This window comes from Pseudomonas sp. Sample_23, from assembly GCF_004307595.1.
Taxonomy (GTDB): domain Bacteria; phylum Pseudomonadota; class Gammaproteobacteria; order Pseudomonadales; family Pseudomonadaceae; genus Aquipseudomonas; species Aquipseudomonas atacamensis.
In genome coordinates, this window is sequence record NZ_RCNX01000035.1 from 12,844 (window position 1) to 38,462 (window position 25,619).

Below are 25,619 nucleotides of genomic sequence, written 5' to 3' on the forward strand. Positions count from 1 at the left end.
TCGCGAGCAGGCTCGCTCCCACATTGGTTTTTGCGTTTCTTCAGATGTTGGCGCGCAGCACCGAGGTCGGCAGCGCCTCCCCGCGCTCGGCACTCGCCGCCACTGCTGCAATCAACTCACCCAGTTCGTAACCCTGCGCTTTCAACCATTCCTGGTCGTAATAAGTGTCGGCATAACGCTCGCCGCCATCGCACAGGATCGCCACGATCGACCCAGACTGCCCCGCCGCTTTCATCTGCTGCGCTGCCATCAGCGCACCGATCAGATTGGTCCCGCTCGACCCGCCGACATGCCGCCCCAAACGCTGCGCCAGATAATGCATGGCCGCCAGCGACAAGGCGTCCGGCACCTTGACCATCGCATCGATCACCTTGGGCAGGAACGACGCTTCCACCCGAGGCCGGCCAATGCCTTCTATGCGCGAGCCGCAGTCCAGGCGCAGGCTGGCATCTCCGGTCTGGTAAAAATCGAAGAACACCGAACGCTCGGCATCGGCACACAACACGCGGGTGCAGTGCTGGCGATAGCGCACGTAACGGCCGAGGGTCGCGGTGGTGCCGCCGGTGCCGGGGCTGGAAATCAGCCAGGTCGGCTCAGGGTGTTTTTCGTAGCGCATCTGCTGGAAGATCGACTCGGCGATGTTGTTGTTCGCTCGCCAGTCGGTGGCACGTTCGGCGTAGGTGAACTGATCGATGAAGTGACCGCCATGCTCGCGGGCCAGGCGCTCGGATTCGGCGTAGATCTGCGTCGGATCCTGCACCAGATGGCTCTGCCCGCCGTAAAAGGCAATCTGGGCGATCTTCTCTTTCGAGGTGGTCGCGGGCATCACCGCGATAAACGGCAAACCGAGCATGCGCGCGAAATACGCTTCGGAAATCGCCGTCGAGCCGCTGGATGCTTCGATCACCGGCGCGCCGGGCTTGAGCCAGCCGTTACACAGCGCGTAAAGGAACAGCGAGCGGGCCAGGCGGTGCTTGAGGCTGCCGGTCGGGTGGCTGGATTCGTCCTTGAAATACAACTCGATGCCGGCAAAACCGGGCAGCGGCAAAGGGATCAGGTGGGTGTCGGCGCTGCGCTGGAAGTCCGCCTCGATGATGCGGATGGCTTCGCGGGCCCACTGTCGGTTGTCGCTCATGGTTTCGGTTCTCGTTGAATCAGGCAGAAGATCGGTCTTCTGAAAAAGGTCTGCCGCAAGCTTAGGAAAAATCCCGCAGGCGGCAAAGATACAGCTGAGTCTCAATGTGTCAGGCAACTGCTAGGCTCAGTGCTGCCCGAGCGAGACAGTCTGTAACGCCATATAACAAAAAAGAATATAACTTTTGTTTTAACAACTAACGGTACGGGTTAGGGTGTTTCACCTTTTTCTTGATTCGATGGAGAGCGACCTTGCCTCTGCGTAGCACTTTCACGCGTTTCTTTCAGTTGGAAGCCGCCAGCGGTCTGCTATTGATCGCCGCAGCCGTTCTCGCGCTGATCATCAACAATTCACCGCTGTCGTGGCTGTACACCGGCCTGCTCGACACCCCGGTGGTGGCGCAGATCGGCGCGTTGAAAATCGCCAAACCCCTGCTGCTGTGGATCAACGACGGCCTGATGGCGATGTTCTTCCTGCTGATCGGTCTGGAAGTCAAACGCGAAGTGCTCGACGGCCAATTGTCCAAGCCTTCGCAGATCGTCCTCCCTGGCGCAGCGGCGATCGGCGGCATGCTGGTGCCGGCGCTGATCTACTGGTTCCTCAATCGCGACAACCCCGCGGCCCTGAGTGGCTGGGCCATTCCGACCGCCACCGATATCGCCTTCGCCCTCGGCGTATTGGCCCTGCTCGGCAAACGCGTGCCGGTGTCGCTGAAACTGTTCCTGATGACCCTGGCGATCATTGATGACCTGGGCGCCATCGTGATCATCGCAATCTTCTATTCCGGCGAACTCTCTACCCTGTCCCTTGGCCTGGCGGCTGCTTGCATTGCCGCGCTGGTGGCGATGAACCGGCTCGGCGTGGTCAAGCTCGGACCGTACATGATCATCGGCCTGATCCTCTGGGTCTGCGTGCTCAAGAGCGGTGTCCACGCGACACTGGCCGGCGTGACCCTGGCTTTCTGCATTCCCCTGCGCACGAAAAACGCCGAGTCGTCGCCGCTGCTGACCCTCGAACACGCGCTGCACCCGTGGGTCGCCTACGGCATCCTGCCGCTGTTCGCCTTCGCCAACGCCGGCCTGTCACTGAGCGGCGTCACCGTCGAAAGCTTCACCCACGACGTACCGATGGGCATTGCTATCGGCCTGCTGTTGGGCAAGACCATCGGCGTGTTCGGCCTGACCTGGCTTGCGGTCAAGATCGGCATCGCCGCCCTGCCCCAAGGCGCCAACTGGGGCCAGGTCCTCGGCGTCGCGATCCTCTGCGGCATAGGCTTCACCATGAGCCTGTTCGTCGGCTCGCTGGCCTTCGAACCGGGCGTGAGTGATTACGCCGGTATGGATCGCATGGGCATCCTCACCGGCTCGATCCTCGCGGCGGTGATTGGTTATGCGGTGACTGCGGCGGCGAGTCGCAAGAATTCACAACTGCAATAACCCCTGTGGCGAGGGAGCTTGGCCCTCGCCACAGATTTCTCGCCTTACAGTTACGCAGCGAACAATCCCCACGTCATTAGCGACCCGTCCTACAGCCACACTTTCCCCGCTTCGATAACGTCGTGCGGCCCCTTCTCAGGGGCTGTCGATGGTGAAGGAAGGGACGATCAGTGGCGCGGAACAAGGACATTCCCCGGGTGCAAAACCCACCGCAGGGCGACGGACAATACCTATCACCCCGCTCCCGAAACGTCGGATATCACAGCCTTTCCCGATTTAAGAAGAGCAAAAAAGAAAACGCCGTTCAACGGTGGGCTCCGGGATCGCTGGATCAATGCAAAAGGCCGAATAATTTATGAATGGGATTATTTACTCGGCGAGCTTGAAGCCTACCGCGCAAGCGATGGTAGCCATTTAGGCTCTTACGACCACAGAACTGGTGAACAGATAGATCCACCCAAAAAAAACCGTAGTATTAAAAAATATTTATGAGGATTACATGGGACTCAAAGCCAGACTCGAATGGTACGAACAACAAACCGAACTGGATGAGGGGGAGGAACTGTCGAAAGATTTTGGCGAGGACGGCTCATTAATGGAAGCATTAGGCCTACCGTCGAAAAGCTTCAATAACGGCGGATTTGATGTAAAAGCCGATTGGCTCAAGACTCTCCAGCCCCACTTCCAGCATTCCATTCAATTTTCTTCTTACGACTATCAGGTATCGTTCGTTTACCGTGATCAATGGTAGATGGGACTGGAACTGAGATTGGAATGGTACGACACAGCAACCTTGGAGTTTCAGGGGGAAGAGTCGTCAAAAGATTTGGGTGATGACGGGTCAGTGTTAAACGCCTTGGGAATCTCCGCCGACAACAACATCAATAATGGCAGCTTCAACGTCGTTCAAAACTGGCTGCCAACAATTCAGCCGTATTTTCAACATCAAATCGATGTGCGAGTCCACGACTATCAAATTTCGTTTGACTACGGCTGACAGCCCCGAAGGTTAGCTCCATGCACTTTCTTTCGATTACAGGATTCTTCCCTGACGAAGCCCAAGATGACTCATTGCAATTCGAGCTGGACATCACCGGCAGCGAGATGAATGAAAAAGTGGCTCAGCTCATTGAATCCAAGCCCTTGGATGAGGTGGAACCCGGCGAGCTGTTGTTGACTCAGGATCAGGTAACCGCATTGGAAAACCTACTCAACGTCAGCTTTCCAGAGGGCCTCGAATACTTTATGGGCACCTGCGCCATCTACTGAATGAGCAATTCAAGCAAAGAAAAACCCCGACCAGTCACCTGATCGGGGTTTTCTTTTACCCGGCTTCTCGTTTAGTGCGAAACGCGGCTGGTTCCGCCAACAGTGGAGATCCGTACCCGCTCGCCAACGCGGAATACTTCATTCTCCTGAACCTGCTGCACATAGGCGCGCATGCTGCCGTCGTCTTCGCGGACGGTGATTTCCACGCCCTGGGTGCGGGTCAGGCCTTCTTCGGTGGCCGAGCCAAGCAGGCCGCCAGCCACTGCACCGATGACCGCAGCAACGATACTGCCCTTGCCGCCGCCGATGGCGCTACCGCCGACGCCGCCGACCACTGCGCCTGCTGCGCCGCCGATCGGGGTCTTGGTGCCTTCGATTTTTACCGGGCGCAGGGATTCAATGGTGCCCATGCGAATCGTCTGTACACGACGCGCTTCGTCACGGGAGTAGGAGTCGCCAGTGAGGCTCGATTGGCAGCCGGTCAGCAACATCGCCATCGTCGAAAAGGAAGCAACCAGCAGAACAGACTTACGCATAGCATCAACTCCAAAAGAACATGTGTTCATTAAACCCCGTGGCCTGGCGCCTGTCACGACACCATCCGGATTAAATTGGCTTCCATTCAGGCCTGGTACAGATGCCCGCGAGCGTCCACTCAAGGTAGCGTCAAATCAGCGATCCTGCGCCATCCGCGTTTATCTCGCTCGGTAGACTGCTCAGGGTGCCAGTCGTTCCAGAATCCACTCGGTGCCCTGGAGGCGGTAGTTGAGGCGATCGTGCAGGCGGCTCGGACGGCCCTGCCAGAACTCGATGCGCTCGGGCAACAAGCGGTAACCACCCCAATGTTCCGGGCAGTGCGGCTGGCTGTCGCTGAAGCGTTGCTCGGTGGCCTTGAGCAAATCTTCCAGTTCGCCACGACCGTTGATGACTCGGCTCTGCGGTGAGGCCCAGGCGCCGAGGCGGCTGCCCAGCGGTCGCACTTGATAATAAGCATCAGACTCTTGCGCCGTGACCTTGACCACCCGCCCCTCGATGCGCACCTGGCGCTCCAGGGTTGGCCAGAAGAAGGTCATGGCGGCAAACGGGTTGGCCGCCAGATGCTGGCCCTTGGCGCTGTCGTAGTTGGTGAAGAAGGTGAAGCCCTGCTCGTCCAGGCCCTTGAGCAACAAAATGCGGCAATGCGGACGACCGTCGGCATCAACCGTGGCCAGGGTCATGGCATTGGCTTCTACCGGCGCCTGCTCGGTTTTCACCGCATCGGCGAACCACTGGTGAAACAGCGCAAACGGCTCGGCCGGGGCTTGCGCCTCGGTCAAACCGTCACGGGTGTAGTCGCGACGCATATCGGCCAGAGCCTGGGTCATGGCGGATTCCTTTTCGTTAGCGGATCACTTCTTGGCGGCGTCGGCTGCGGCGACTTTCTTGTCGGTCGCGGCGGCTTTGGCTGGTGCAGTTTTTTTCGCTGGAGCCTTGGCCGGTGCCTTCTTCGCAGGAGCCTTGGCGGCGGTTTTCTTGGCTGGCGCCTTTTTCGCCGCCGGCACAGCGGCTTTTTTCGCCGCAGGCGCCGGGGTAACCGGTTTGGCAACTGGCTTGACGTCTTGCGCAGCGACCATCGTTACAGGCTTCGGTGCTGGCATGTTGTATTTGCTCAGCAGCGCAACCATGGTGTTCTGCGGAGTCACCAGCAGTTCGACGCGACGGTTCAAGGCACGGCCTTCAACGCTGTCGTTGGCCGCACGCGGCGCTTCGGAACCCATGCCGCGTAGCATCAGGCGATCACGTTGCAAGCCGCTGAGGCGGAAGATCGCCGCCACCGATTGCGCACGCTCCTGGCTCAGTTTGACGTTGGCCGGCGCAGCACCGCTGGTATCGCTGTGACCGAGCACCAGCACTGCGGTTTTCGGGTCGGCTTCAAGGATTTTCGCTACGCGAGTGAACGGGCCAAGGGTGACCGGCAGCAGCATCGCCGGGCGGTCTGGATTGAACGAGCCTTCGACCGGCGCCGTCACCACCAGTACGTTGTCGCGACGCTCGAGTTGCAGATTGCTGTCTTTCACCGCTTCACGCAGACGCGGTTCGTAGTCATCCAGCCAGGCCTGAGTCACCTTCGGATCCGGCATCGGCACGGCTTTGACGGTTGGCTGATCCTTGCCGCCGAACGGCCACCACCATTTGCCATTGGACTGCGCCTCGGCTTTGGCCACCTCGACCGGTTTGGCTTCAGGTTTGACCTCGGCTTTCAGATCAGCCTTGACCGCTTCGTCGCTGGAACCGAACGGCCAGTACCACGGGTTGCTGCTCTCAGCCTTGGCCACTGGCGCAGTCGCCGCAGGTTTCAGCGGAGCCGGGGCCGGAGCCGGATCTTTAGACGCAACTTTGTCGGAAGAACCGAACGGCCACCAACTGCCGCCATCTGCATCGTTTTTCGGAGTCTGTGCGCAACCGGTGATCGCTACACACAGGGCCAGGGCGAGGGTCTTTTTAGATGACATTGAAAATCCACAAAATGAAGTAATGAAAAATCAGAGCACTTTCGCCCGGATAAACAGCCGTTTTGAAACGAAAATCCCTTCGAGGTTCCGACCCTGGAACCTCTGTTGAAGCTTTACAGACAAGTGGCAAGCACCCGCGCCAGCTTTTGCGCGCGCGGATCCATCAAAACGTAAGGCCCCAGGGTATTTGTCACGAAACCGAAAGCCACATCGTGCTCAGGATCAGCAAAACCGATCGAGCCGCCCGCTCCCGGATGGCCGAACGCGCGTGGGCCGAGGCCGTAGGTGGCGTTGGGCACGTCCGGTTGATCGAGCATGCAGCCGAGGCCGAAACGGGTGCGGGTGAGCAAAGTCTTGTCATCGCCAAGGCTGTGCTCGCGGGTCAGCTCTTCGAGCATCTCGCTCTCGAGCAGGCTGCCGTCGAGCAGGCCGGCATAAAACCCGGCGAGACTGCGCGCGTTGCCGTGGCCGTTAGCCGCCGGTTGCTGCATGCGTCGCCATTCCGGCTTGTTGGTGCTGGTCAGCACTGACGGCGGATTGGTGAAGGCGCGAGTAGTCATGGCAGTCGGTTCGCGCATGGTCACTTGCAGCAGGCGCTGCGCCGCAGCGTCGCCGGCGTTGCCCTTGCCACGGGCGATGTGCGCAACGCGCTGAAACTCTTCGTCGGCCAGGCCCACGTGGAAATCCAGGCCCAACGGTTTGGCGATCCGAGCGACGATCGACTCGCCCGGCCCACGACCGTCGGCGCGGCGCAGCAATTCGCCGACCAGCCAGCCGTAGGTGATCGCGGCATAACCGTGACCGGTGCCCGGAGTCCACCATGGCGCTTCGGCCGCGAGGGCGTCGACCATCGTTTGCCAGTCGTAAAGGGCTTCAGGGGCGAGCAGTTCGCGCAGCGCCGGCAAGCCGGCCTGATGGCAGAGCAATTGGCGCAGGGTGACGGATTCTTTGCCGGCGGCGGCGAATTCCGGCCAGTAGCGGGCAACCGGGGCGTCGAGTTGCAACTTGCCTTCAGCGACCAGTTGCAGCGCGGTGACGGCGGTGAATGTCTTGGTGCAGGAGAACAGGTTGGCGATGGTGTCGCTGTGCCAGGCTTCGGCGCCGTCCTTGTCGGCAGTACCGGACCAGAGGTCGAGGACGGTTTCTCCACCGACCTTGATGCACAGGGCTGCACCGCGTTCCTGGGGATCGTCGAACAGTGCGGCGAAAGCCTCGCGCACCGCTTCGAATTGAAGCTCGTAATGTCCCTGAATCTGCACCCGCAACTCCCCCGCGAAAACGCTCTACAAAGTGGCCCGCATTGTTCCAGCCCTTGAGGGATTTGGGAACAGGCGCGGGCCAGACGGTTGATCGGCAATTTGTGTTGATCCCTTCGCGAGCAGGCTCGCTCCCACACTGGATCTCAACAGCAGCGCAGATCCCCTGTGGGAGCGAGCCTGCTCGCGAAGAACGATAACGCGGTCTGAAACCTAGTGACCATTCCCCGAATGCCCACCCGCCTGCGCGGCCCCCGGCGCTTTGCCAGCCTCGGCCTTGCGCCCGCCTTCCACTTCCGCCGCCGGGGTTTTCTGCGCCTCCTTGCCCAACTGCTCCAGCGCCTGCAGATTGCTTTTACGCACCGCCTCGACAAAGCCCTGATACGGCAGGTCAGTGACCCCGACCAGACCGAAATGGCCGTTCTCGCCGTCGAGCAAGCGCCCGGTCACCGGTTGGTCGAGATACTGGAACCAGTGCACGCCGACAATCGATGGCTCGCTCAGTGCCTGATTGAGGAAGTTGGCATAGGCCGGGCCGCGATCTTCCTCCTTGGCCAACTGCGTCACGCCGCCCCAGAACGGCCCTCGGTCGGCCGAGCCGAAGTTGAATTCGGTGATCAGCACCGGCTTGTCCAACCCCGCCAACGCGGCGAAGTCGTAACCGTCCTGCGGCTTGAGCGTGTACATGTTGCAGCTCAACACATCGCAGTACTGCGCGCAGGAGGCCACGGCTTCAGGCGTACTGGTGGCGAAACGACCGCCCAGGAGCATCTGGTTCGGCGCGTGCCACTTCAGCGAATCGGAAATGGTCTTGAAATAGGTATCGGCGAAGACCTTCTGGAAGTATTTGAAATCCGCTTCGATCTCCGGATGCTCAGGGTTCGGCAATGGCGGCACGAAGCCTGGATCTTCCATCAACTCCCACGCCGGTAGCTCGATACCCCAGGCCTTGGACAGTCCGGCCTGATTGCGGTACTTGTCGCGCAATTGCTTGAGAAAGGCGCGTTTGGCCGGCACGTCGGTGGTCATTTTCAACGTGCCGTAGGCCAGCGCGAAGCGAGCCTTCGGATCGTCGCCAGGGCCAGCCCAGGCCAGTTCGTTGTCGGCGTAATAACCGATCAGCCACGGATCGTCACGGTGATCGCGGGCGGCAATGGCCACGGCGCGCTCGGTGGCCATGGCGAAACGCGGATCGAACGGATCCGGCATGCCGCCCCACCAATCGCTGCCGGTGCTGATGCTGGTGTAATCGCCGACGATCGACAGCGGCAAGGTGTACGGCACGCGCTCAGCGTCAGCCAGCGACGGCGCGCTCCAGTTGCCCACCGTGTTGAAGCCCCAGGCTTGCAGCCGATCGAGGGTATGGCGGGTCCAGCGTTCTTCATCAATTCTGGCTTTGCACGGAGCGGTTTCCTCGCTGGACGCTTGCACCGCATCGGTCTGCGCCGCTTCGGCAATACCGGATTTTGGCTCAGCAGGCACCGCTGCGGTTTCAGCAGCCTGCACCGAGCCGGCCTCAGCCGCGCCCGCCTTTGCCGCTTCGGCAATCCCGGCCTTGTTGTCGCTGGCGGCCTTGCACGGTTCGCCGTACAGGCGTTGCAGATTGGCGCCATAGAAGTCGTACCAGCGGCCGTTGCCGTAGCCACGGCCCTGATCGGCACCGTTGCCGCCACGGTTGTCGCCCTCGCCGAAATGCGCGGCCAGCGGGTCGTCGTTCTTCGGCAACGATTCGAACATGTACTCACGACCAGCCACGTAGGTCTGGTTGACCTGCGCGCTGACGGTGTTGACGCCCAGCGAATAGAACGGGTGGCCTTCAGGGGTCACCAGATACCAGCGGCCGTCACGTTTTTCCGTGCGGAAGAAACCGCTGGCCTTGAACGCCGGGCCCTGGTTCCAGCCGCCGAACTTGTCCAGCGAAGCCTTTTCACGCTCGGCCAGCCATGTATTCAGCTGTTGCTGCTCTTTGCTGGCGGCGCTTTTCAGTTGCTCGTCGCTGCTGACTTTTTCCGGCCATTTACTGCGGGTTGACTGCCCGTATGCGTCGACCAGATTACCGTACACCGCGCGCGTCACCGACTCGCCGTCCTGCACGCCGAAACGCTCGAGCAACAGGCTCTGCGCAACTTTCGGCTGATCCATCGACAGACTTACCGAAACCACCTGGCTGCGATCGATCTCGCCGGTGCTGCTGGCCAGCAGGATGCGTTGGCCATCGACGGTCATCGGCATCGGCGGCCCGGCTTTCATGCCCTGGCTCAGCGGCGTCGAAGCCACCAGCGGCACCAGCAAGGTTTGCGCGGGGCCGGCCGGCAGATCGACGCGGCTGATCAGGGTGCGGCCATCGTTGCTCTGGATCTGCACATAAACCGTCACCGCCCAGTTCATCGCACTCTGCAGACGCAAGCTCATCATGCCGGACTGCGACCAGTCCCAGGCGCCAGTCTGTGGGGTCAGGCGCAAGGTTGGCCGGGCGACCGGATTGAACGTCACCCGGCGCAGCACTTCACCTTCCGCGGTCTGTTCGGCATTGGCCTGGGGCAGGTCGGCGTTTTCCGTGGCGACCTTGACCACGTCGGCCGGGCGCACGAAGTTGAACAGCGTCTGCTGACCGGCGGGCGCGGCCAGCAACGGCGCGGCAAAGAACATGGCGAAAACAGCGGGCAACGAACGGCGGATCATAAGAACGGAGTTCTCCCTAACGACCAGTCAAGGCCAATGGAAAAGCGGTGGCAGAGAGATAGACAACGCGGCGGGCCAATCGGCCCACCCGCGTCTCAGGATATTTCACGTCGGAAAGGAGGCAACGCATTGAGGATCGCCTTGCCGTAGCGCTGGGTGACCAGACGCCGGTCGAGCAAGGTGATGGTGCCGCGGTCTTCTTCGGTGCGCAGCAGACGCCCGCAGGCCTGAACCAGTTTCAGCGAGGCATCGGGCACTGAGATTTCCATGAACGGATTGCCGCCGCGCGCCTCGATCCACTCCGACAACGCGGCCTCAACCGGATCATCGGGCACCGAGAACGGAATCTTGGCGATCACCACGTGCTCGCAGTAGGCACCCGGCAAATCGACACCCTCGGCAAAACTGGCCAGCCCGAACAGCACACTGGAATCACCGCCATCGACTCGCGCCTTGTGCTTGTTGAGGGTTTCCTGTTTCGACAGGTTGCCCTGAATGAACACTTGCTTGCGCCAGTCGCGGTCGAGACCGTCGAACACGTCCTGCATTTGCTTGCGCGAGGAGAACAACACCAGCGTGCCGCGCGACCCTTCGACCAGATCCGGCAGTTCGCGAATGATCGCCGCCGTGTGGGCGGCGGCATCGCGCGGGTCGGCCTTCAGATCCGGCACGCGCAGCACGCCGGCATCGGCATGATGGAACGGGCTCGGCACCACCGCCGTGACAGCTTTTTTCGGCAGGCCGGCGCGCATGCGGAAACGGTCGAAAGTGCCCAGCGCCGTCAGCGTCGCCGAGGTCACCAGGCAGCCGTAAGCGACATTCCACAAACTGCGACGCAAGGTTTCCGCCGCCAGAATCGGGCTGGCGTTGACCTCGATGTCGAACAGCGAACCGCTTTCGGCCAGGGTCAGCCAGCGCGCCATGGGCGGACTGTCTTCCGGGTCTTCGGCGGTGAACGCGGTCCACAATTCCCAGTTGCCGGAAGCGCGGGACAACAGGCTGCCGAACAGCGGATACCACTCTTCGGCCTGATTGCTGGCGATGCCGATATTGACCTCACCGTCCATGCCTTCCTTGAGCAGGTCGGTCAGGCGCTGGAACAGATCGTTAAGGCGCGAATAGCCTTTTTTCAGCTCAATGCCCATTTCGCGCATGTCCTCGGGAATCACCCCGCCGACAAAGCGATGACGCGGGCGCTCGCGGCCTTCGACGTCTTCGCCGGGCTTGAAATCGGCGATCTGCTCGCAGGCAGTGAACATGAACTGCTGTTGGGTCTTGATCTCCCGCGCCAGCTCGGGCACCTGCTCGATCAGCTTGCCGAGATCGCCTGGCAACGGATGCTGGGCCAGTAGCTTGGTGAGGTTCTTGGCGGTGGTTTCCAGCCAGTCGGCGGTGGAGCGCAGGCGCGTGTAATGAGCGAAGTGGCCGATGGCCTTGTCCGGCAAATGGTGACCTTCGTCGAACACGTAAATGGTGTCGCGCGGATCGGGCAACACGGCGCCGCCGCCCAGTGCCAGATCCGCCAGGACCATGTCGTGGTTGGTGACGATCACGTCAACCTTGCCCATGCCTTCGCGGGCCTTGTAGAAGGCGCACTGGCCGAAGTTCGGGCAATGACGGTTGGTGCACTGGCTGTGGTCGGTGGTCAGGCGCGCCCAGTCGGCGTCTTCCAGCGCGTTAGGCCAACTGTCGCGGTCGCCGTCCCATTTATTGCCGGCGAGCTTTTCGATCATGCTGGTGAACAGCTTCTGACTGGCCTCGTCGACTTCGATCTTGAAGCCTTCTTCCTCGAACAACTGCGCGGTGGCGGTTTGCGCGTGGCCTTCCTGCAAGAGCATGTCGAGCTTGGACAGACACATGTAGCGGCCACGGCCCTTGGCCAGGGCGAAACTGAAATTCAGCCCGCTGTTGCGCATCAGGTCAGGCAAGTCCTTGTAGACGATCTGCTCTTGCAGGGCGACGGTCGCGGTGGCAATGACCAGACGCTTGCCGGCCAGTTTCGCCGTAGGGATCGCCGCCAGGCTGTAGGCCACCGTCTTGCCGGTACCGGTGCCGGCTTCCACCGCGACAATCGCGGGGTCGCCACTGCGCCGGCCTTCATCGTCGGTGTCGATATCCCCGAGGACCTTGGCGATTTCGGCGATCATCAGGCGCTGGCCGTAACGCGGCTTGAGGCTCTTGGCCTCTAGAAAACGCGAATAGGCGCCCTGGATCGTGGTTTTGAGTTCAGTGCTGATCATTGAGTGTCGGGCGCAAAACGCTGGATAAATTTTCAGTGGTTTGATTCGGCGGCTATCATACCCCGCTAATTGATCCCGCGCAGAACGGAGTGACCCAATGACACCTTTTAGCCTCGTTTACCCCCTGCATGTCCTTGCTGCATTGATGTGGGTTGGCGGCATGTTTTTCGCCTGGATGGTCTTGCGCCCTGCGGCTGTGAAGGTTCTGGACGGCCCCGCTCGCCTGACCCTGTGGGTGGAAGTGTTTCAAGGTTTTTTCCGTTGGGTCTGGGTCGCGGTGATCCTGTTGCCGATCAGCGGCGTGGGCATGCTGCATCTGCAGCAGGTCGGCTTCGAGACCGCGCCGAAGTATGTGCAGGTGATGATCGGTTTGTATGTGGTGATGACGGCGCTGTTCATCCGCATTCAGGGGTTGATGCTGCCGGAATTGCGCAAGGCGGTTGAGGCGAAGGATTGGCCGGCGGGTGCGGCAGTGCTGGGGCGGATTCGCCGGGTGGTGGGGCTCAATCTGCTGGTCGGGTTGGTGCTGGTGGCGGTAGCGGCGGCGAGACCGATGCTCTGAATCGCACTCTTGTTCTGCTGTGAACACAGTTGTGGCGAGGGGATTTATCCCCGCTGGGCTGCGTAGCAGTCCCGCTTTTGATTTTTAGAGCGGGGCCGCTTCGCGACCCAGCGGGGATAAATCCCCTCGCCACATAATTTCACTCACCAAAGATCTTCACTCACCAAAGCATTTTATTGATCAGAGAGTGGGTCGCAGTTTTAGAGGCGCTGCACGGTAACCGAACCCGCTGCTCCCTCCGACCCAGGCTGGCCATCCGCGCCGGCCTTGCCGTTCTTGCCGCCGTCAGCGCGGTAGACCAGGCAGCCCTTGGATTTGCCGCCCTTCCCTGCTTTACCACCGACACCCGCCGGGCCGCCGGCACCGCCAGCCACGTTGACTTTGATCAGCTCGGCCGGGAAATCCCGTGGTACGGCGAGGCGCACCAGCGCACCCGGCGCGCCTGGCTGGCCATCGCTGCCGTCACTGCCATCGGCGCCGTGGCCGGCCGATCCATAGGTGCAGCCCGGGTCTTCACCGTTGCCGCCGTCGAGGCCGACGAAACCCGGCGCGCCCCTGCCGCCACGGGCATCGACCGTCAGTTGCGGCGCGCTCAGGGCCTGGAATTGCAGATTCAGATTGCGCCCGGCCCGGGCCGCTTTTTCATAAGTGCCGGGGGCGCCGCGCGCGGTGATCTGGCTGCCCTCGCTCAATTCAGCGCGCTTGACCTTCACTTCCAGCGCTTGTTCAGCCGGAACGATAGCAATACGTGCTTCATGGCCAAGACGCAGTTCATCAATGTTCAATTCAGTCACGTTGGACGGGATCAGCAAGGTGCCGTAATCGGCGACTTCCAGTTTCTCCAGTTGCAGCGTGCTGGTGGTGTTGGGCAAGCGCATCAAAGAATTGCTTTGCACGTTGACCACCTGGGCGCAGGCCAGTGGACTGATGAATGCAGCGAGCAGGAAGAGTTTACGCATGGGAAGAAGCCTCCGGAGCGGCCGGGGCCGGGATGGTTTGCAGGTGGAAGACGCCGAACAACAGGATGCGGCCACGATCACGCCAAGGGTGCGGACGGCCCTTGAGGCTGCGGTTGCACAGCAGCACTTCGAGTAGATGAATCAGCAACAACAGAGCGCCGGCCAGATTGACCAGCAGATGCAGCGGATGAACAAACGGCACCAGTTGATTGGCCAGCACCACGCAGCAGAACAGCAGGGTCAGCAAACGCCCCAGCCCCCAGAACACCTTCATACGCTCCCCCGTGTTGCGAATTATTCTTTGCACGCACAGTACCGGCTTCTGCGGGGGATAAGCCAGAGGGAAAAATGAAATTTGTGCAAACGCTGATGAAATGGCTGCCGGGACGACGATCTCGACCCGGCGGCTCTAGCCTGCGTACTACAGACCCTTTCTATCGATTGATGTGCAGCTCGACCCGGCGATTTTCCGCGCGACCTTCATCGGTGGTGTTATCGGCGACCGGCTCACTCTCGCCACGGCCCTCGCTGGTGAGCTTGTTCGGCGCCAGGCCCTGACTCAGCAAGTACGCTGCGACACTGCTCGCGCGCCGCTCGGACAAAGCCTGGTTATAGGCGTCGGAGCCTTTGCTGTCGGTGTGCCCGATGACCTTGATGCTGACCACATCGGCATTGCGCAGCTTGTCCATCAAGGTGTCGAGCTGGGCTTTGGCCGCCGGGGTCAGATCGGACTTGTCGAAATCGAACAGCACGTTGCCGGCATCGCTCAAGGTGATCACTTCGGTTTGCGGCGCCGGTTCGACCGGTTTGACTGCCGCCGGATATTGCGGCAGCGGGCAGCCACGGTGATCGACTTCGGTGTTTTCCGGGGTGTCCGGGCAGCGGTCGCGGCGGTCGAACACGCCGTCGCTGTCCTCATCGCCATCCTGGGCGTAACAGATCAGCCCGCCGGTAAGAATACCCAATGCCGCGCCGCCACCGGCCCAGCCGGCGCTTTCAATGGCGCCAAGACCGCCGCCGACCAGGCCGCCAAGCAGGCTGCAGATCGGCCACGTACGTTGATTGAGGGGGGCGGTGCCATCGCTGTGAGTGGCACAACCGGTGAGCAAGCTGCCTAGCAGCAGCACCGGCAAGACGGACCTTGAGAAAAGACGCATTTGTGAACGCTCCTGTGTACCGGCCCATACCGGTTACACAGGAGTAAAGACCCGCATCCGCGACTGCACAAGCCGCGGATGCGAGAGGGGCTAGCGGACGATTTTGATTTCGGTGCGACGGTTCTGCGCACGACCATCAGCCGACTTGTTGTCAGCCACAGGCTGGCTTTCACCAAGGCCCGACACCGAAACGAAGCTGGCACGTGGCACGCCCTGCTGGATCAGGTATTCCACCACCGAGTGCGCACGACGATCCGACAGTTTCTTGTTGTAGGCATCGCTGCCGACACTGTCGGTGTGACCGGTCACGGTCAGTTGCGCGGTAGAGGATTCCTGTTTCAGGCGATCGGCGACCTTGTCCAGCACTTGCTTGTCAGGGCCGGTCAGCGTGGCTTTGTCGAATTCGAAATGCACATCACGAATGACGATGGTTTCTTCCTTGACCACAACCGCTTCTTCGACCACTGGCGCAGGCGTCGGTGGCGGGCAACCGTCAGCGTCGACCTGTACGCCTTTAGGCGTACCCGGGCACTTGTCGCGACTGTCCGGCACGCCATCGCCGTCTTCATCGCCATCACCATGCACCCAGCAATAGGCCGCCGCCGTACCACCGACAATCAGTGCACCGTAACCGGCCCACGAAGCGCTTTCCGTCGCGCCGAGACCGGCACCGACCACACCGCCGACCGCCGCACAGGTCGGCCAGTCGGTTTTCTGCAAACCTGCGCAACCAGTCAACACACTGGTTAGCAGAACCAAGGGTAATGCTGTCCGAACTATGCTCATCTAGTTTTCTCCTGAGGGATCGGCTTAAAACCGATTCAGGGAGTAAAGACCGGAGTTTTAATCTCCGCCAGCAATAGGCCACCGCTGTTTGCGACCGTGTTCACAGGGGTTTGCCTCTTTTGGCGAAAACCGCCGCCACCGGGCGCTTTGCCGACGCGGTCTGGCAGGCTAGTCTTGGCGGTCTGACTGAGGAGCTTCGATGAACGCCGCCATTTCTTCGCGCACGCCACAACAGGCGTTGGCCGCTTTGCTGGATCGCTACGCCCCGGCCCGTCTGCTGCTGATCGGCGCCAGCGAGTTTCCCGCCTTGAGCGCTTTCAAGGACGCGCATCCAGACACCGTGGTCGCCCATGCCGCACCCGGCGCACTGCCGGCTGAGCTGGCCGCGCAACGCTTCGATCTGGCGCTGGTAGTCGATTGCCTGGAACATTTGCCCAAGCGCGACGGCCTGAATCTGTTGGGCGGCATTCGCAATCTCAACACCAGTCGCATCGCGGTGCTGGCGGATCTGGCGGCCAGTGGCTGGCAGGAAACCGATTTCTATTCGCTGGCCCTGCAGGCCAGCGAGCGTTTTCAGCGCGACGCGCAGGTGCTGACCCTGTTCACCTACGATCTGCTTGACTACAAACAAGTCCCCGACTGGCTCAATTCACGCTTCTGGGCCAATCCGGAAAACTTCGGGAAATACTGGTGGTAATGCAATGAGTACAGCCATTTGCCCTTGCGGCAGCGGCAATCTGCTGGATGCCTGCTGCGGCCCTTATCATGACGGCCACCCGGCGCCGTGTGCCGAAGCCTTGATGCGTTCGCGCTACAGCGCTTATGTGCTGGGGCTGATCGACTATCTGGTGGCGACCACCCTGCCCGCGCAACAGGCGGGGCTGAACCGACAATCGATCAGCGACTGGAGTGCGCAAAGCACCTGGCTCGGCCTTGAGGTTGAAAGCTCGGAAGTGTTCGGCGGCCAGCCGGAACACGCTTTTGTGACCTTCACCGCGCGCTGGCATGACAGCCAGGGCGAGCACAGCCATCGCGAGCGCTCTTCGTTTGTGCAGAACGGCGGGCGCTGGTACTTCATCGATCCGACGGTGCAGATGAAGCTGGGGCGCAATGACGGCTGCCCGTGTGGCAGCGGGCAGAAGTTCAAGAAGTGTTGTTCGGGTTATTTCGGCGCTTGAGCTGAAGATCAAAAGATCGTCCGATCGCGGCCCGAGCCTTCGGCCGCTCCTACACGGGATTAGCCGAAGGCTGAAATCTTTTAAGGTCTAGACTGGGCACAAAGGGAGTCAATTTCATGCTCGGTCGTCGGCGCACACTACATTTTCTGCTGTTGATGCTGATCGTAAACCTCGGCGGCTGTGCCTCGTGGTTCAGCGACGAAAGCGTCGAGCCCGCCGTGCATCTGGTGAAAGTCGAGGTGGTGCGGGCCAAACTGCTCGAGCAAAAATTCATCCTGCACTTTCGCGTCGACAATCCCAACGACAGCGACCTGACCGTGCGTGGCCTCGAATACCGGATTCACCTGGCCGACATGCTGCTCACCGAAGGCGAGCATGAGCACTGGTTTACCGTGGGGCCGAAGCGCAGCGCTTACTTCAAAGTGCCGATCCGCACCAACCTGTGGCCGAAGGTCAAACAGGTGGTGAAACTGCTGAAAAATCCGAACCAGCAGATTCCCTATCGATTGCAGGGCGAAATGGAAACCGGTTTATTCATCGCCCACTACGTGCACCTTGAGCGCAATGGCGTGATAATCCCCGCCGATCTAACTCCGGAGTGACCTCGATGACCCAGCAACCCCATGTCCATGGCCCTGACTGCAACCACGATCATGACCACCATCATGATCACGACCATGGCCATGTCCACGGCCCGAACTGCGGCCACGCCCACCAGGAACCGGTGCGCAACGCCCTGAAAGACGTCGGCCGCAACGACCCTTGCCCATGCGGCAACGGCAAGAAATTCAAGAAGTGCCACGGCGCTTGATGTCACTGGCGAAGGTCTTCTTCGCCTGACACACCGCTTTCGCGAGCAGGCTCGCTCCCACAGGGATCGCGTTTCATCTGAAGAAATATGGTCACTGTGGGAGCGAGCCTGCTCGCGAAGGCGGCGGCGCATACACTACAAAACTTCAGCCCGCCGCCAGAATCTGTGAAGAGCCGACCACCGTCGCATACTCCCCATGCAGATTCCCCAGCGACATCCCGTGCACCTCTTCAGCGGTACGCGGTGTGCCGAAATAATCGGCCTTGTCGAAGGTAAAACATGCATCCTCTGCCACCCATGTGTCGAACCCCAGGTTGCCCGCAGTGCGCGCCGTCGACTCAACCGAGTTATTGGTCGCCACACCAACGATGATCAATTGCCCGATCCCAGCCTCACGCAACTGCGCCTCCAGCCCACTGGCACAAAACGCATCCGGCACCTGTTTCTGGATCAGCCATTCACCGTCCCGAGGGACAAAACGCTCTTGAAACTCGACTCCGTCCTGCTCCGGCCAGAACACCGAATCAGGTGAGCGCGACAAGTGCTGCACGTGAATCACCGGGCGCCCGCGCAGGCGCCACAGCGCCAATAACTCAAGCATTCGCTCTTCGGCCTGAGGATTATTCCGCCGTCCCAGCCGCGGATGCAGAATGCCTTTCTGCTGGTCGATGATGATCAGCACAGCGTTGCTCTGAAGCTCCATAGCGATCTTTCTCCTGACAGGGCACGGGACTTGTTCCGTAGTTCAACATCAGCGCTTTCCCACAAGCAACTGTCACGCCTCTGACCGATCAGCCGACAACTGCATAAATAACCACTCGCCCTGCTTGCGCGGCCCTCGCGCCGTCACTAACGTAGCGGCTTTATTGCGCCCCCAGCCTTATACCCCCGCAGGAGCTTCGCCATGGCCTCGCCAGCCCTTACACATTTTCTTCCCCGGTTCGGCGTTGCCGCAGCAGTGGCCGGTGTTCTCGGCCTGTCCGGTTGCCAGACCTGGAACGCCCAGGACAGCCTGCCGCCGACCTCCGGCGTGCAACCGCTCAAGGGCCTGGCGCAGAACGTTTCGGTGCGGCGCAATGCGATGGGCATGCCGCTGATCGAAAGCAACAGCTTCCATGACGCGCTGTTCAGCCTCGGTTACGTCCACGCCAGCGACCGTATCAACCAGATGGTCACCCTGCGCCTGTTGGCCCAGGGCCGGCTGGCGGAAATGTCCGGCGCGTCGATGCTCGATGCCGACCGTTACATGCGCGCGGTCAATCTGAAGAAGAGCGCCGGCGAGCTGTACAAGGCCTCGTCGCCACGGCTCAAGCGCTTCTTCGAGGTGTATGCACGGGGCGTCAACGCCTACCTGTTCCGCTACGCCGACAAATTGCCGGGCGACCTCGCCGCCAGCGGTTACAAGCCGGAATACTGGAAACCGGAAGATTCGGCGCTGATTTTTGCCCTGCTGAATTTCAGCCAGTCGGCCAACCTGCCGGAGGAAATCCAGTCGCTGGTGCTCGCGCAAACCGTGACCACTGACAAACTCGCCTGGCTGAGCCCGTCGGCGCCTGATGAAAACCTGCCAGTGGCTGAAGCCGACAAACTGCAAGGCCTCAAGCTCAACGGGCAGATTCCGGGGCTGACGGAACTGAGCAGCGCCAGCCAGCAACTGTCGGCGCTGAACCTGCTCGCCACGCCGACTGCGAACAATTGGGCGATTGCCCCGCAACGCAGCCGCAGCGGCAAAAGCCTGCTGGCCAGCGATGCGCACGGGCCACTGGCCGCGCCGTCGTTGTGGAGTTTCGTGCAGATACGTGCGCCGAAATATCAGGCCGCCGGCGTCACGGTTGCCGGTCTGCCGATGGTGCTCGGCGGCTTCAACGGTAAAGTGGCGTGGAGCATGACCAGCGTGCTCGGCGATAACCAGGATCTGTTCCTCGAGAAAATCCGCCGTCAGGGCAACAGCCTCACTTATGAAGTCAACGGCAAATGGCAGCCGTTGGGCGTGCGCAACGAAACCTATTTCGTCAAAGGCCAGCGGCCGATTCGCGAGGCCGTTTACGAAACCCGCCACGGCGCGTTGCTCAACAGTGCCCAGGCAGCGGCGCAGGGCAGCGGTTTCGGTCTCGCTTTACAGACGCCAAGCTTCACCGACGACAAAACGCTGGATGCCTTCTTCGACCTGACCCGCGCGCAGAACGTCGAGCGCGCCTCGGACGCCAGCCGCGAAATCCGCGCCATCACCCTCAATCTGGTCTTTGCCGATGCAAGCAATATCGGCTGGCAAGTCACCGGGCGCTTCCCCAACCGTCGCGAAGGCGAAGGTCTGCTGCCCTCGCCGGGCTGGGACGGTCGCTACGACTGGGACGGTTACGCCGACCCGATGCTGCACCCCTACGATCAGGACCCGGCACAAGGCTGGCTCGGCACGGCCAACCAGCGTGTGATTCCCGACGGCTACGGCATGCAGTTGTCGAAATCCTGGGCGGCACCGGAGCGTGGCGAACGCTTGGCGGAAATGGCTGGCAGCGGCAAGCAGGACAGCCGCAGCGTGATCGCCATGCAGTACGACCAGACCACCACTTTCGCCGCCAAGCTGAAAAAAGTCTTCGAAGCACCGGGGATGAAGCAACCGCTGAAACAGGCGATCGACGCCCTGCCGGACGCCGAACGCAGCAAGGCGCGCGAAGCCTTCACCCGATTGATGGCGTTCGACGGCAAGCTCAGCCCGACCTCGGCGGATGCGGCGATCTACGAACTGTTTCTGCAGGAAAGCATGAAGCAGATCTTCCTCGATGAACTGGGTCCTGAGTCGAGCCCGGCGTGGAAGGCCTTTGTCGCCAATGGCGATCTGTCCTACGCGGCGCAGGCCGATCATCTCTTGGGACGTGAGGACAGTCCGTTCTGGGATGATCTGCGCACGCCGCAGAAGGAAGACAAATCCGTGATTCTCGCCCGCAGCCTCGCGGCGGCGATTACGGCCGGCGACAGTCAGTTGGGCGGCGATCATCGCGCCTGGCAGTGGGGCAAATTGCACACCTATTCGTGGAAAAACAGCAACGGTCAGACTGTACGCGGGCCGCTGGCGGCTGGAGGCGATCACACCACGCTGAACAGCTCGGCGTTTGCCTGGGGCCAGGACCTCGCCACCACACGCGCGCCGTCGATGCGCTTTATCGTCGACTTCGGCCAGAGCGAGCCATTGATGGCGCAGAACGGTACGGGGCAGTCGGGCAATCCACTGAGTCCGAATTACCTGAACGGGATCGATGCGTGGCTGAAAGGTCAGTACATCGGCCTGCCGATGCAGCCGCAGAACTTTGATCGGGTGTATGGCAAGACCCGTTTGACCCTGACGCCCGGGAAATAGAGCAAAGATCAACAGCCCCTCACCCTAGCCCTCTCCCGGAGGGAGAGGGGACTGATTGGGGGATGCTTGGGTCTTGCGCCGACCTGAAAGAGAGACGGTGAATCCAACATTGGATCAGGCTCAAGGCTGTGCCAGATCCATATCCACCCCGGCCCCTCAGGTCGATGTACTTCACCAGACACCTCGGTCAGCCCCTCTACAAAGCGAGGTGAATCCAACATTGGATCAGGCTCAAGGCTGTGCCGGATCCATATTCAACTCGGTGCCCCAGGTCGATGTACCTCACCAGATACCTCGGTCGGCCCCCTCTCCCTCTGGGAGAGGGCTGGGGTGAGGGTAGCGCTTTAAAGCCGATCGAACTTCCAGCCTCACGCCCGCCTCATAGCTAACAAGCCCCCCATTCCGGTCACGACATGGATCTTGTTATTGCCCGACCTGAAGGTCTCTACTGCCCCGCCGGGGATTTCTATATCGATCCGTGGCGGCCGGTCGAGCGTTCGGTGATCACCCATGCCCATGGCGATCACGCGCGCACCGGTAATCAGCACTACCTGTCGAGCAGCGCCAGCGCCGGGATTATGCGCGCGCGTCTGGGTCAGGACATCCAGTTGCAAACCCTCGACTACGGCCAGCGCCTGACCCACCACGGCGTGACCCTGAGCTTTCACCCCGCCGGGCATGTCCTCGGTTCAGCGCAAGTGCGCCTGGAATACGGCGGCGAAGTCTGGGTCGCATCGGGCGATTACAAGGTCGAGCCGGATGGCACCTGCACCCCATTCGAACCGGTGCGCTGCCACACGTTTATCACCGAATCGACCTTCGGCCTGCCGATCTATCGCTGGCAGCCGCAGGCGCAGATCTTCGCCGAGATCAATCAGTGGTGGGCGGCCAATATCGCCGCCGGCAAGGCCAGCGTGCTGTTCTGCTACTCCTTCGGCAAGGCGCAGCGGATTCTCCACGGCATCGACGAAACCCTCGGGCCGATTCTCAGCCACGGCGCAGTCGAACCGTTGAACCGCGTCTACCGCGATGCCGGCGTATACCTGCCGCCGACGATTTACGCAGGCGACGTGAAAAAAAGCGATCCAATCATGCGCCAGGCGCTGGTCATTGCTCCGCCATCGGCGGGCGGCAGCACGTGGATGCGCCGTTTTGGCGACTTCAGCGATGCCTTCGCCAGCGGCTGGATGCGCTTGCGCGGGACCCGGCGGCGGCGCGGCGTCGATCGCGGTTTCATCCTTTCCGATCACGCCGACTGGCCCGGCCTGCTGTGGGCGATCAACCAGACCGGCGCGGAACGGGTGATGGTCACCCACGGCTCGATCGGCGTGCTCGTGCGCCATTTGCGCGAACAGGGCCTCGATGCACAAGGCTTCACCACCGAATACGGCGATGACGAAGACGACAACATCGCCAGCGAACCCACCGTTGCCGAGACATCGCCATGAAAGCCTTCGCCGAGTTATATGCCGAACTCGACGCCACCACGTCGAGCAACGCCAAGCTGGCGGCGATGCAGGCTTACTTCGCGCAGGCCGCGCCGGAAGATGCCGCATGGGCGGTGTATTTCCTCTCCGGTGGCAGGCCGCGACAACTGGTACCGGTGCGCATCCTACGTGAGCTGGCGGTCGCAGTTTCGGGACTGGAGCCATGGCTGTTCGAAGAAAGCTATCAGGCCGTCGGCGATCTGGCCGAGACCATTTCTCTGGTACTGCCGGAAAATTCCCACAGCTCCGAGGCCGGTCTTGCCGAATGGATCGAAGACAAGCTGCTGCCACTGCGCGGAGAAACGCCGGAGTACCTGGCGCGCCAATTGCCAATGTTGTGGGCGCAACTGGACCGGCCGAGCCTGATGCTGTGCATCAAGCTGATCACCGGCAGTTTCCGCGTCGGCGTTTCGAAGTTGCTGGTCACCCGCGCCCTCGCCTCAATGGCCGGGCTCGACAGCAAACGCGTGGCCCAGCGCCTGGTCGGTTACACGGACCTGTCGAACCGGCCGAACGCCGCCAGCTATCTGAAACTGATCGCCCCGGAATCCGCCGACGAACATGCCCAGCGCGGCGGCCAGCCCTACCCGTTCTTTCTTGCCCACGCCTTGGCGCAACCGGTCGAGGAATTCGAAGCTCTGCTCGGCCCCGCCAGCGACTGGCAGGTGGAATGGAAGTGGGACGGTATCCGCGCGCAAGTGGTCAAGCGCGACGGCAAGCTGTGGGTGTGGTCGCGCGGCGAGGAACTGGTGACCGAGCGCTTCCCCGAGTTCGATGTGCTGGTCCACGGCCTGCCCGACGGCACGGTGATCGACGGCGAAATCGTCGTGTGGAAGAGCACCCATCCGACCACCGAAGATGCCTTCGATCCGCAATCCGATGAGCCGCCGGCCGTGCAACCGTTCGCCCTGCTGCAGCAACGCATCGGTCGCAAGACCCTCGACAAGAAGATTCTCGAAGAAGTGCCGGTGGTAGTGCTGGCCTACGACCTGCTGGAATGGCAGGGCGAAGACTGGCGCAACCAGCCGCAGGTCAAGCGCCGGGCGCAACTCGAAGAGGTGATCGCGCGCTGCAACAGCCCGGTACTGCTGCCCTCCCCGGTATTGAACGGCGAAGACTGGCTCGACCTCGGCCGCCAGCGCGAAGCGTCACGCAAACTCGGCGTCGAGGGCATGATGCTCAAGGCGCGCGATTCGCTGTATGGCGTCGGCCGGACCAAGGACATGGGCGTGTGGTGGAAGTGGAAGGTCGACCCGTTCAGCGTCGACGCGGTACTGATTTATGCCCAGCGTGGACACGGCCGCCGCGCCAGTCTGTACAGCGATTACACCTTCGCCGTGTGGGACGGCCCGCCGGAATCCAGTCAACGCTCGCTGGTGCCGTTTGCCAAGGCGTATTCGGGGCTGACCGATGAAGAAATGCGTCAGGTCGACAGCATCGTGCGCAAGACTACGGTGGAAAAATTCGGCCCGGTGAGCAGCGTGAAACCGAGCCTGGTGTTCGAGCTCGGCTTCGAAGGCATCGCCCTGTCGCGCCGACACAAGAGCGGCATCGCCGTGCGCTTCCCGCGCATGCTGCGCTGGCGCAAGGACAAGACCGTCGAAGAAGCCGACAGCCTCGCTACCCTTCAGGATCTGTTGGCCTAACCGCTTTTCACTGATCGTTCCCACGCTCTGCGTGGGAACGCAGCCCGGGACGCTCTGCGTCCCCCCCAGAGCCGAACGCGGAGCGTCCGTTGATGCATTCCCACGCAGGAGCGTGGGAACGATCAGTCATCGGGACAAATCCCTTGCCACAGTTTTACCTGCTCTCAGCCACGCGCTTGAACCGAAACAGTGCATGCAAACAGCAATGCCCGTTTCCGGGCATTCAACTACCCTTGCCTCTCTGCACTCGACCTTTTAAAACACCTGTTCGGCACTCTGGTTCGGAAATTGCTACTTTCTATAGGTCGTAAGCGTTGCAGTAACAATAATTCTGCGCCACAAGCGCTCATATTGGTTCTTAGGGATTGAATAATGAAAAAAGCATTGCTGACCCTTTCTGCACTGGCGTTGTGCATGGCCGCCGGCTCCGCGCTGGCCAAGGAATACAAAGAGCTGCGCTTTGGCGTTGACCCTTCGTACGCACCGTTCGAGTCGAAAGCGGCCGATGGCAGCCTGGTCGGGTTCGATATCGATCTGGGTAACGCCATCTGCGCCGAACTGAAGGTCAAGTGCAAATGGGTCGAAAGCGATTTCGACGGCATGATTCCGGGCCTCAAAGCCAACAAGTTCGACGGTGTGATCTCGTCGATGACCGTGACCCCAGCGCGCGAGAAGGTCATCGACTTCTCCAGCGAACTGTTTTCCGGCCCGACCGCTTACGTGTTCAAGAAAGGCTCCGGCCTCAGCGCAGACGTCGCGTCGCTCAAGGGCAAGACCGTTGGCTATGAGCAAGGCACGATTCAGGAAGCCTACGCCAAAGCCGTGCTGGACAAGGCCGGTGTGAAAACCCAGGCCTATCAGAACCAGGATCAGGTGTATTCCGACCTGACCTCCGGCCGCCTCGACGCAGCCATCCAGGACATGCTGCAAGCCGAACTGGGCTTCCTCAAGTCGCCGAAAGGCGAAGGTTACGAAGTCAGCCAGCCGGTCGACAGCGAATTGCTGCCGTCGAAAACCGCTATCGGTATCAAGAAAGGTAACACTGAGCTGAAAGCACTTTTGGATAAAGGTATCAAAGCGTTACACGACGACGGCAAATACGCCGAGATTCAAAAGAAACACTTTGGCGACCTGAATCTGTACAGCGGCAAATAATGCCCCGGCGCCC

At 61.1% G+C, this 25,619-nt stretch carries 26 protein-coding genes; 14 read left to right on the top strand and 12 right to left on the bottom strand.

Going from position 1 to position 25,619, the window contains the following annotated elements; genetic code table 11:
• Window positions 1–40: 40 nt before the first annotated feature.
• The gene (locus tag D8U82_RS08055) at window positions 41–1,135 is read right to left on the bottom strand and encodes a PLP-dependent cysteine synthase family protein (protein ID WP_073475880.1); all 1,095 of its coding nucleotides are present in this window, start codon (window positions 1,133–1,135) and stop codon (window positions 41–43) included.
• Between the two features lie 251 nt (window positions 1,136–1,386).
• Here D8U82_RS08055 and nhaA point away from each other — a divergent pair, with 251 nt between their 5' ends.
• Genes nhaA through D8U82_RS08080 form a run of 5 tightly spaced genes read left to right on the top strand, consistent with a single transcriptional unit; the run spans window position 1,387 to window position 3,840 of the window.
• Window positions 1,387–2,571: a Na+/H+ antiporter NhaA gene (gene nhaA / locus D8U82_RS08060; protein WP_041478038.1), complete on the top strand. Its 1,185-nt coding sequence runs from the start codon at window positions 1,387–1,389 to the stop codon at window positions 2,569–2,571.
• Window positions 2,572–2,589: 18 nt separating this feature from the next.
• On the top strand, window positions 2,590–3,063 hold the full coding sequence (locus D8U82_RS08065; RefSeq protein ID WP_232245396.1) for a colicin E3/pyocin S6 family cytotoxin: 474 nt from the start codon (window positions 2,590–2,592) through the stop codon (window positions 3,061–3,063).
• Between the two features lie 7 nt (window positions 3,064–3,070).
• A complete protein-coding gene (locus D8U82_RS08070) occupies window positions 3,071–3,322 on the top strand; it encodes a colicin E3-like toxin immunity protein (protein WP_125925248.1) in 252 nt (83 codons plus the stop codon).
• A complete protein-coding gene (locus tag D8U82_RS08075) occupies window positions 3,323–3,568 on the top strand; it encodes a colicin E3-like toxin immunity protein (protein ID WP_130887083.1) in 246 nt (81 codons plus the stop codon).
• Between the two features lie 20 nt (window positions 3,569–3,588).
• A complete protein-coding gene (locus D8U82_RS08080) occupies window positions 3,589–3,840 on the top strand; it encodes a pyocin S6 family toxin immunity protein (RefSeq protein ID WP_130902006.1) in 252 nt (83 codons plus the stop codon).
• Between the two features lie 71 nt (window positions 3,841–3,911).
• Here the strand turns inward: D8U82_RS08080 and D8U82_RS08085 are convergent, their stop codons facing one another.
• The 6 genes from D8U82_RS08085 to dinG all read right to left on the bottom strand — a co-directional run bounded on the left by D8U82_RS08085 (window position 3,912) and on the right by dinG (window position 12,510).
• Window positions 3,912–4,376, bottom strand: a complete 465-nt coding sequence (locus D8U82_RS08085) for a glycine zipper 2TM domain-containing protein (protein ID WP_016771369.1) — start codon at window positions 4,374–4,376, stop codon at window positions 3,912–3,914.
• A 180-nt stretch (window positions 4,377–4,556) separates the two neighbouring features.
• On the bottom strand, window positions 4,557–5,204 hold the full coding sequence (gene pdxH / locus D8U82_RS08090; RefSeq protein ID WP_130902007.1) for a pyridoxamine 5'-phosphate oxidase: 648 nt from the start codon (window positions 5,202–5,204) through the stop codon (window positions 4,557–4,559).
• A gap of 24 nt (window positions 5,205–5,228) precedes the next feature.
• Window positions 5,229–6,332, bottom strand: coding sequence for an OmpA family protein (locus D8U82_RS08095; protein WP_130887084.1), 1,104 nt, complete (start codon window positions 6,330–6,332; stop codon window positions 5,229–5,231).
• 113 nt (window positions 6,333–6,445) lie between these two features.
• Window positions 6,446–7,591, bottom strand: a complete 1,146-nt coding sequence (locus tag D8U82_RS08100) for a serine hydrolase domain-containing protein (RefSeq protein ID WP_130887085.1) — start codon at window positions 7,589–7,591, stop codon at window positions 6,446–6,448.
• Between the two features lie 210 nt (window positions 7,592–7,801).
• Entirely contained in the window at window positions 7,802–10,270 is a 2,469-nt protein-coding gene (locus D8U82_RS08105) for a beta-galactosidase (protein WP_130902008.1), read from the bottom strand.
• 95 nt (window positions 10,271–10,365) lie between these two features.
• Window positions 10,366–12,510, bottom strand: a complete 2,145-nt coding sequence (gene dinG, locus D8U82_RS08110; protein ID WP_024011911.1) for an ATP-dependent DNA helicase DinG — start codon at window positions 12,508–12,510, stop codon at window positions 10,366–10,368.
• Between the two features lie 97 nt (window positions 12,511–12,607).
• On the opposite strand from dinG, the gene D8U82_RS08115 reads away from it, so the two are divergent.
• Window positions 12,608–13,072 carry a CopD family protein gene (locus D8U82_RS08115; protein WP_125925241.1) on the top strand — a complete coding sequence of 155 codons (465 nt, stop codon included), beginning with the start codon at window positions 12,608–12,610 and terminating at the stop codon, window positions 13,070–13,072.
• Between the two features lie 200 nt (window positions 13,073–13,272).
• On the opposite strand, the gene D8U82_RS08120 is transcribed toward D8U82_RS08115, so the two are convergent.
• The 4 genes from D8U82_RS08120 to D8U82_RS08135 form a co-directional block, all read right to left on the bottom strand.
• Window positions 13,273–14,031 (bottom strand): collagen-like protein, encoded by a 759-nt coding sequence (locus D8U82_RS08120; RefSeq protein ID WP_130902009.1) that lies wholly within the window; start codon window positions 14,029–14,031, stop codon window positions 13,273–13,275.
• Window positions 14,024–14,305, bottom strand: coding sequence for a DUF1145 domain-containing protein (locus D8U82_RS08125; RefSeq protein ID WP_016771375.1), 282 nt, complete (start codon window positions 14,303–14,305; stop codon window positions 14,024–14,026). Before D8U82_RS08125 ends, D8U82_RS08120 begins: the two co-directional genes overlap by 8 nt.
• A gap of 160 nt (window positions 14,306–14,465) precedes the next feature.
• Window positions 14,466–15,188 carry an OmpA family protein gene (locus tag D8U82_RS08130; RefSeq protein ID WP_130902010.1) on the bottom strand — a complete coding sequence of 241 codons (723 nt, stop codon included), beginning with the start codon at window positions 15,186–15,188 and terminating at the stop codon, window positions 14,466–14,468.
• Window positions 15,189–15,278: 90 nt separating this feature from the next.
• The gene (locus D8U82_RS08135) at window positions 15,279–15,974 is read right to left on the bottom strand and encodes an OmpA family protein (protein ID WP_016770616.1); all 696 of its coding nucleotides are present in this window, start codon (window positions 15,972–15,974) and stop codon (window positions 15,279–15,281) included.
• A gap of 199 nt (window positions 15,975–16,173) precedes the next feature.
• Here D8U82_RS08135 and D8U82_RS08140 point away from each other — a divergent pair, with 199 nt between their 5' ends.
• The 4 genes from D8U82_RS08140 to D8U82_RS08155 all read left to right on the top strand — a co-directional run bounded on the left by D8U82_RS08140 (window position 16,174) and on the right by D8U82_RS08155 (window position 17,963).
• Window positions 16,174–16,671, top strand: a complete 498-nt coding sequence (locus D8U82_RS08140; protein ID WP_122751973.1) for a DUF6231 family protein — start codon at window positions 16,174–16,176, stop codon at window positions 16,669–16,671.
• Window positions 16,672–16,675: 4 nt separating this feature from the next.
• Window positions 16,676–17,152 (top strand): YchJ family protein, encoded by a 477-nt coding sequence (locus D8U82_RS08145; RefSeq protein WP_016770618.1) that lies wholly within the window; start codon window positions 16,676–16,678, stop codon window positions 17,150–17,152.
• A gap of 116 nt (window positions 17,153–17,268) precedes the next feature.
• A complete protein-coding gene (locus D8U82_RS08150) occupies window positions 17,269–17,754 on the top strand; it encodes an LEA type 2 family protein (protein ID WP_095180539.1) in 486 nt (161 codons plus the stop codon).
• Window positions 17,755–17,759: 5 nt separating this feature from the next.
• Window positions 17,760–17,963: an SEC-C metal-binding domain-containing protein gene (locus D8U82_RS08155; protein ID WP_003198420.1), complete on the top strand. Its 204-nt coding sequence runs from the start codon at window positions 17,760–17,762 to the stop codon at window positions 17,961–17,963.
• A 145-nt stretch (window positions 17,964–18,108) separates the two neighbouring features.
• Here D8U82_RS08155 and D8U82_RS08160 read toward each other — a convergent pair whose 3' ends face one another.
• Window positions 18,109–18,666, bottom strand: coding sequence for a cysteine hydrolase family protein (locus D8U82_RS08160; protein WP_130902011.1), 558 nt, complete (start codon window positions 18,664–18,666; stop codon window positions 18,109–18,111).
• A gap of 201 nt (window positions 18,667–18,867) precedes the next feature.
• Here D8U82_RS08160 and D8U82_RS08165 point away from each other — a divergent pair, with 201 nt between their 5' ends.
• The 4 genes from D8U82_RS08165 (at window position 18,868) to D8U82_RS08180 (ending at window position 25,606) form a co-directional block, all read left to right on the top strand.
• Window positions 18,868–21,318, top strand: coding sequence for a penicillin acylase family protein (locus D8U82_RS08165; protein ID WP_130902012.1), 2,451 nt, complete (start codon window positions 18,868–18,870; stop codon window positions 21,316–21,318).
• Between the two features lie 413 nt (window positions 21,319–21,731).
• A complete protein-coding gene (locus D8U82_RS08170) occupies window positions 21,732–22,766 on the top strand; it encodes a ligase-associated DNA damage response exonuclease (RefSeq protein ID WP_130902013.1) in 1,035 nt (344 codons plus the stop codon).
• Window positions 22,763–24,451, top strand: a complete 1,689-nt coding sequence (locus tag D8U82_RS08175; protein ID WP_130887090.1) for an ATP-dependent DNA ligase — start codon at window positions 22,763–22,765, stop codon at window positions 24,449–24,451. The genes D8U82_RS08170 and D8U82_RS08175 overlap by 4 nt, the downstream gene beginning before the upstream one ends.
• 372 nt (window positions 24,452–24,823) lie before the next feature.
• Complete coding sequence (locus D8U82_RS08180) at window positions 24,824–25,606, top strand: transporter substrate-binding domain-containing protein (protein ID WP_024011901.1); 783 nt, start codon at window positions 24,824–24,826, stop codon at window positions 25,604–25,606.
• Window positions 25,607–25,619 lie beyond the last annotated feature (13 nt).

Bases quoted from the DNA above. Each gene is read 5' to 3' on its own strand.
- D8U82_RS08055 (WP_073475880.1), bottom strand. From the start codon at position 1,135: ATGAGCGACAACCGACAGTGGGCCCGCGAAGCCATCCGCATCATCGAG.
- D8U82_RS08070 (WP_125925248.1), top strand. From the start codon at position 3,071: ATGGGACTCAAAGCCAGACTCGAATGGTACGAACAACAAACCGAACTG.
- D8U82_RS08075 (WP_130887083.1), top strand. From the start codon at position 3,323: ATGGGACTGGAACTGAGATTGGAATGGTACGACACAGCAACCTTGGAG.
- D8U82_RS08080 (WP_130902006.1), top strand. From the start codon at position 3,589: ATGCACTTTCTTTCGATTACAGGATTCTTCCCTGACGAAGCCCAAGAT.
- D8U82_RS08085 (WP_016771369.1), bottom strand. From the start codon at position 4,376: ATGCGTAAGTCTGTTCTGCTGGTTGCTTCCTTTTCGACGATGGCGATG.
- pdxH (WP_130902007.1), bottom strand. From the start codon at position 5,204: ATGACCCAGGCTCTGGCCGATATGCGTCGCGACTACACCCGTGACGGT.
- D8U82_RS08095 (WP_130887084.1), bottom strand. From the start codon at position 6,332: ATGTCATCTAAAAAGACCCTCGCCCTGGCCCTGTGTGTAGCGATCACC.
- D8U82_RS08105 (WP_130902008.1), bottom strand. From the start codon at position 10,270: ATGATCCGCCGTTCGTTGCCCGCTGTTTTCGCCATGTTCTTTGCCGCG.
- dinG (WP_024011911.1), bottom strand. From the start codon at position 12,510: ATGATCAGCACTGAACTCAAAACCACGATCCAGGGCGCCTATTCGCGT.
- D8U82_RS08115 (WP_125925241.1), top strand. From the start codon at position 12,608: ATGACACCTTTTAGCCTCGTTTACCCCCTGCATGTCCTTGCTGCATTG.
- D8U82_RS08120 (WP_130902009.1), bottom strand. From the start codon at position 14,031: ATGCGTAAACTCTTCCTGCTCGCTGCATTCATCAGTCCACTGGCCTGC.
- D8U82_RS08125 (WP_016771375.1), bottom strand. From the start codon at position 14,305: ATGAAGGTGTTCTGGGGGCTGGGGCGTTTGCTGACCCTGCTGTTCTGC.
- D8U82_RS08130 (WP_130902010.1), bottom strand. From the start codon at position 15,188: ATGCGTCTTTTCTCAAGGTCCGTCTTGCCGGTGCTGCTGCTAGGCAGC.
- D8U82_RS08135 (WP_016770616.1), bottom strand. From the start codon at position 15,974: ATGAGCATAGTTCGGACAGCATTACCCTTGGTTCTGCTAACCAGTGTG.
- D8U82_RS08140 (WP_122751973.1), top strand. From the start codon at position 16,174: ATGAACGCCGCCATTTCTTCGCGCACGCCACAACAGGCGTTGGCCGCT.
- D8U82_RS08145 (WP_016770618.1), top strand. From the start codon at position 16,676: ATGAGTACAGCCATTTGCCCTTGCGGCAGCGGCAATCTGCTGGATGCC.
- D8U82_RS08150 (WP_095180539.1), top strand. From the start codon at position 17,269: ATGCTCGGTCGTCGGCGCACACTACATTTTCTGCTGTTGATGCTGATC.
- D8U82_RS08155 (WP_003198420.1), top strand. From the start codon at position 17,760: ATGACCCAGCAACCCCATGTCCATGGCCCTGACTGCAACCACGATCAT.
- D8U82_RS08160 (WP_130902011.1), bottom strand. From the start codon at position 18,666: ATGGAGCTTCAGAGCAACGCTGTGCTGATCATCATCGACCAGCAGAAA.
- D8U82_RS08165 (WP_130902012.1), top strand. From the start codon at position 18,868: ATGGCCTCGCCAGCCCTTACACATTTTCTTCCCCGGTTCGGCGTTGCC.
- D8U82_RS08170 (WP_130902013.1), top strand. From the start codon at position 21,732: ATGGATCTTGTTATTGCCCGACCTGAAGGTCTCTACTGCCCCGCCGGG.
- D8U82_RS08175 (WP_130887090.1), top strand. From the start codon at position 22,763: ATGAAAGCCTTCGCCGAGTTATATGCCGAACTCGACGCCACCACGTCG.
- D8U82_RS08180 (WP_024011901.1), top strand. From the start codon at position 24,824: ATGAAAAAAGCATTGCTGACCCTTTCTGCACTGGCGTTGTGCATGGCC.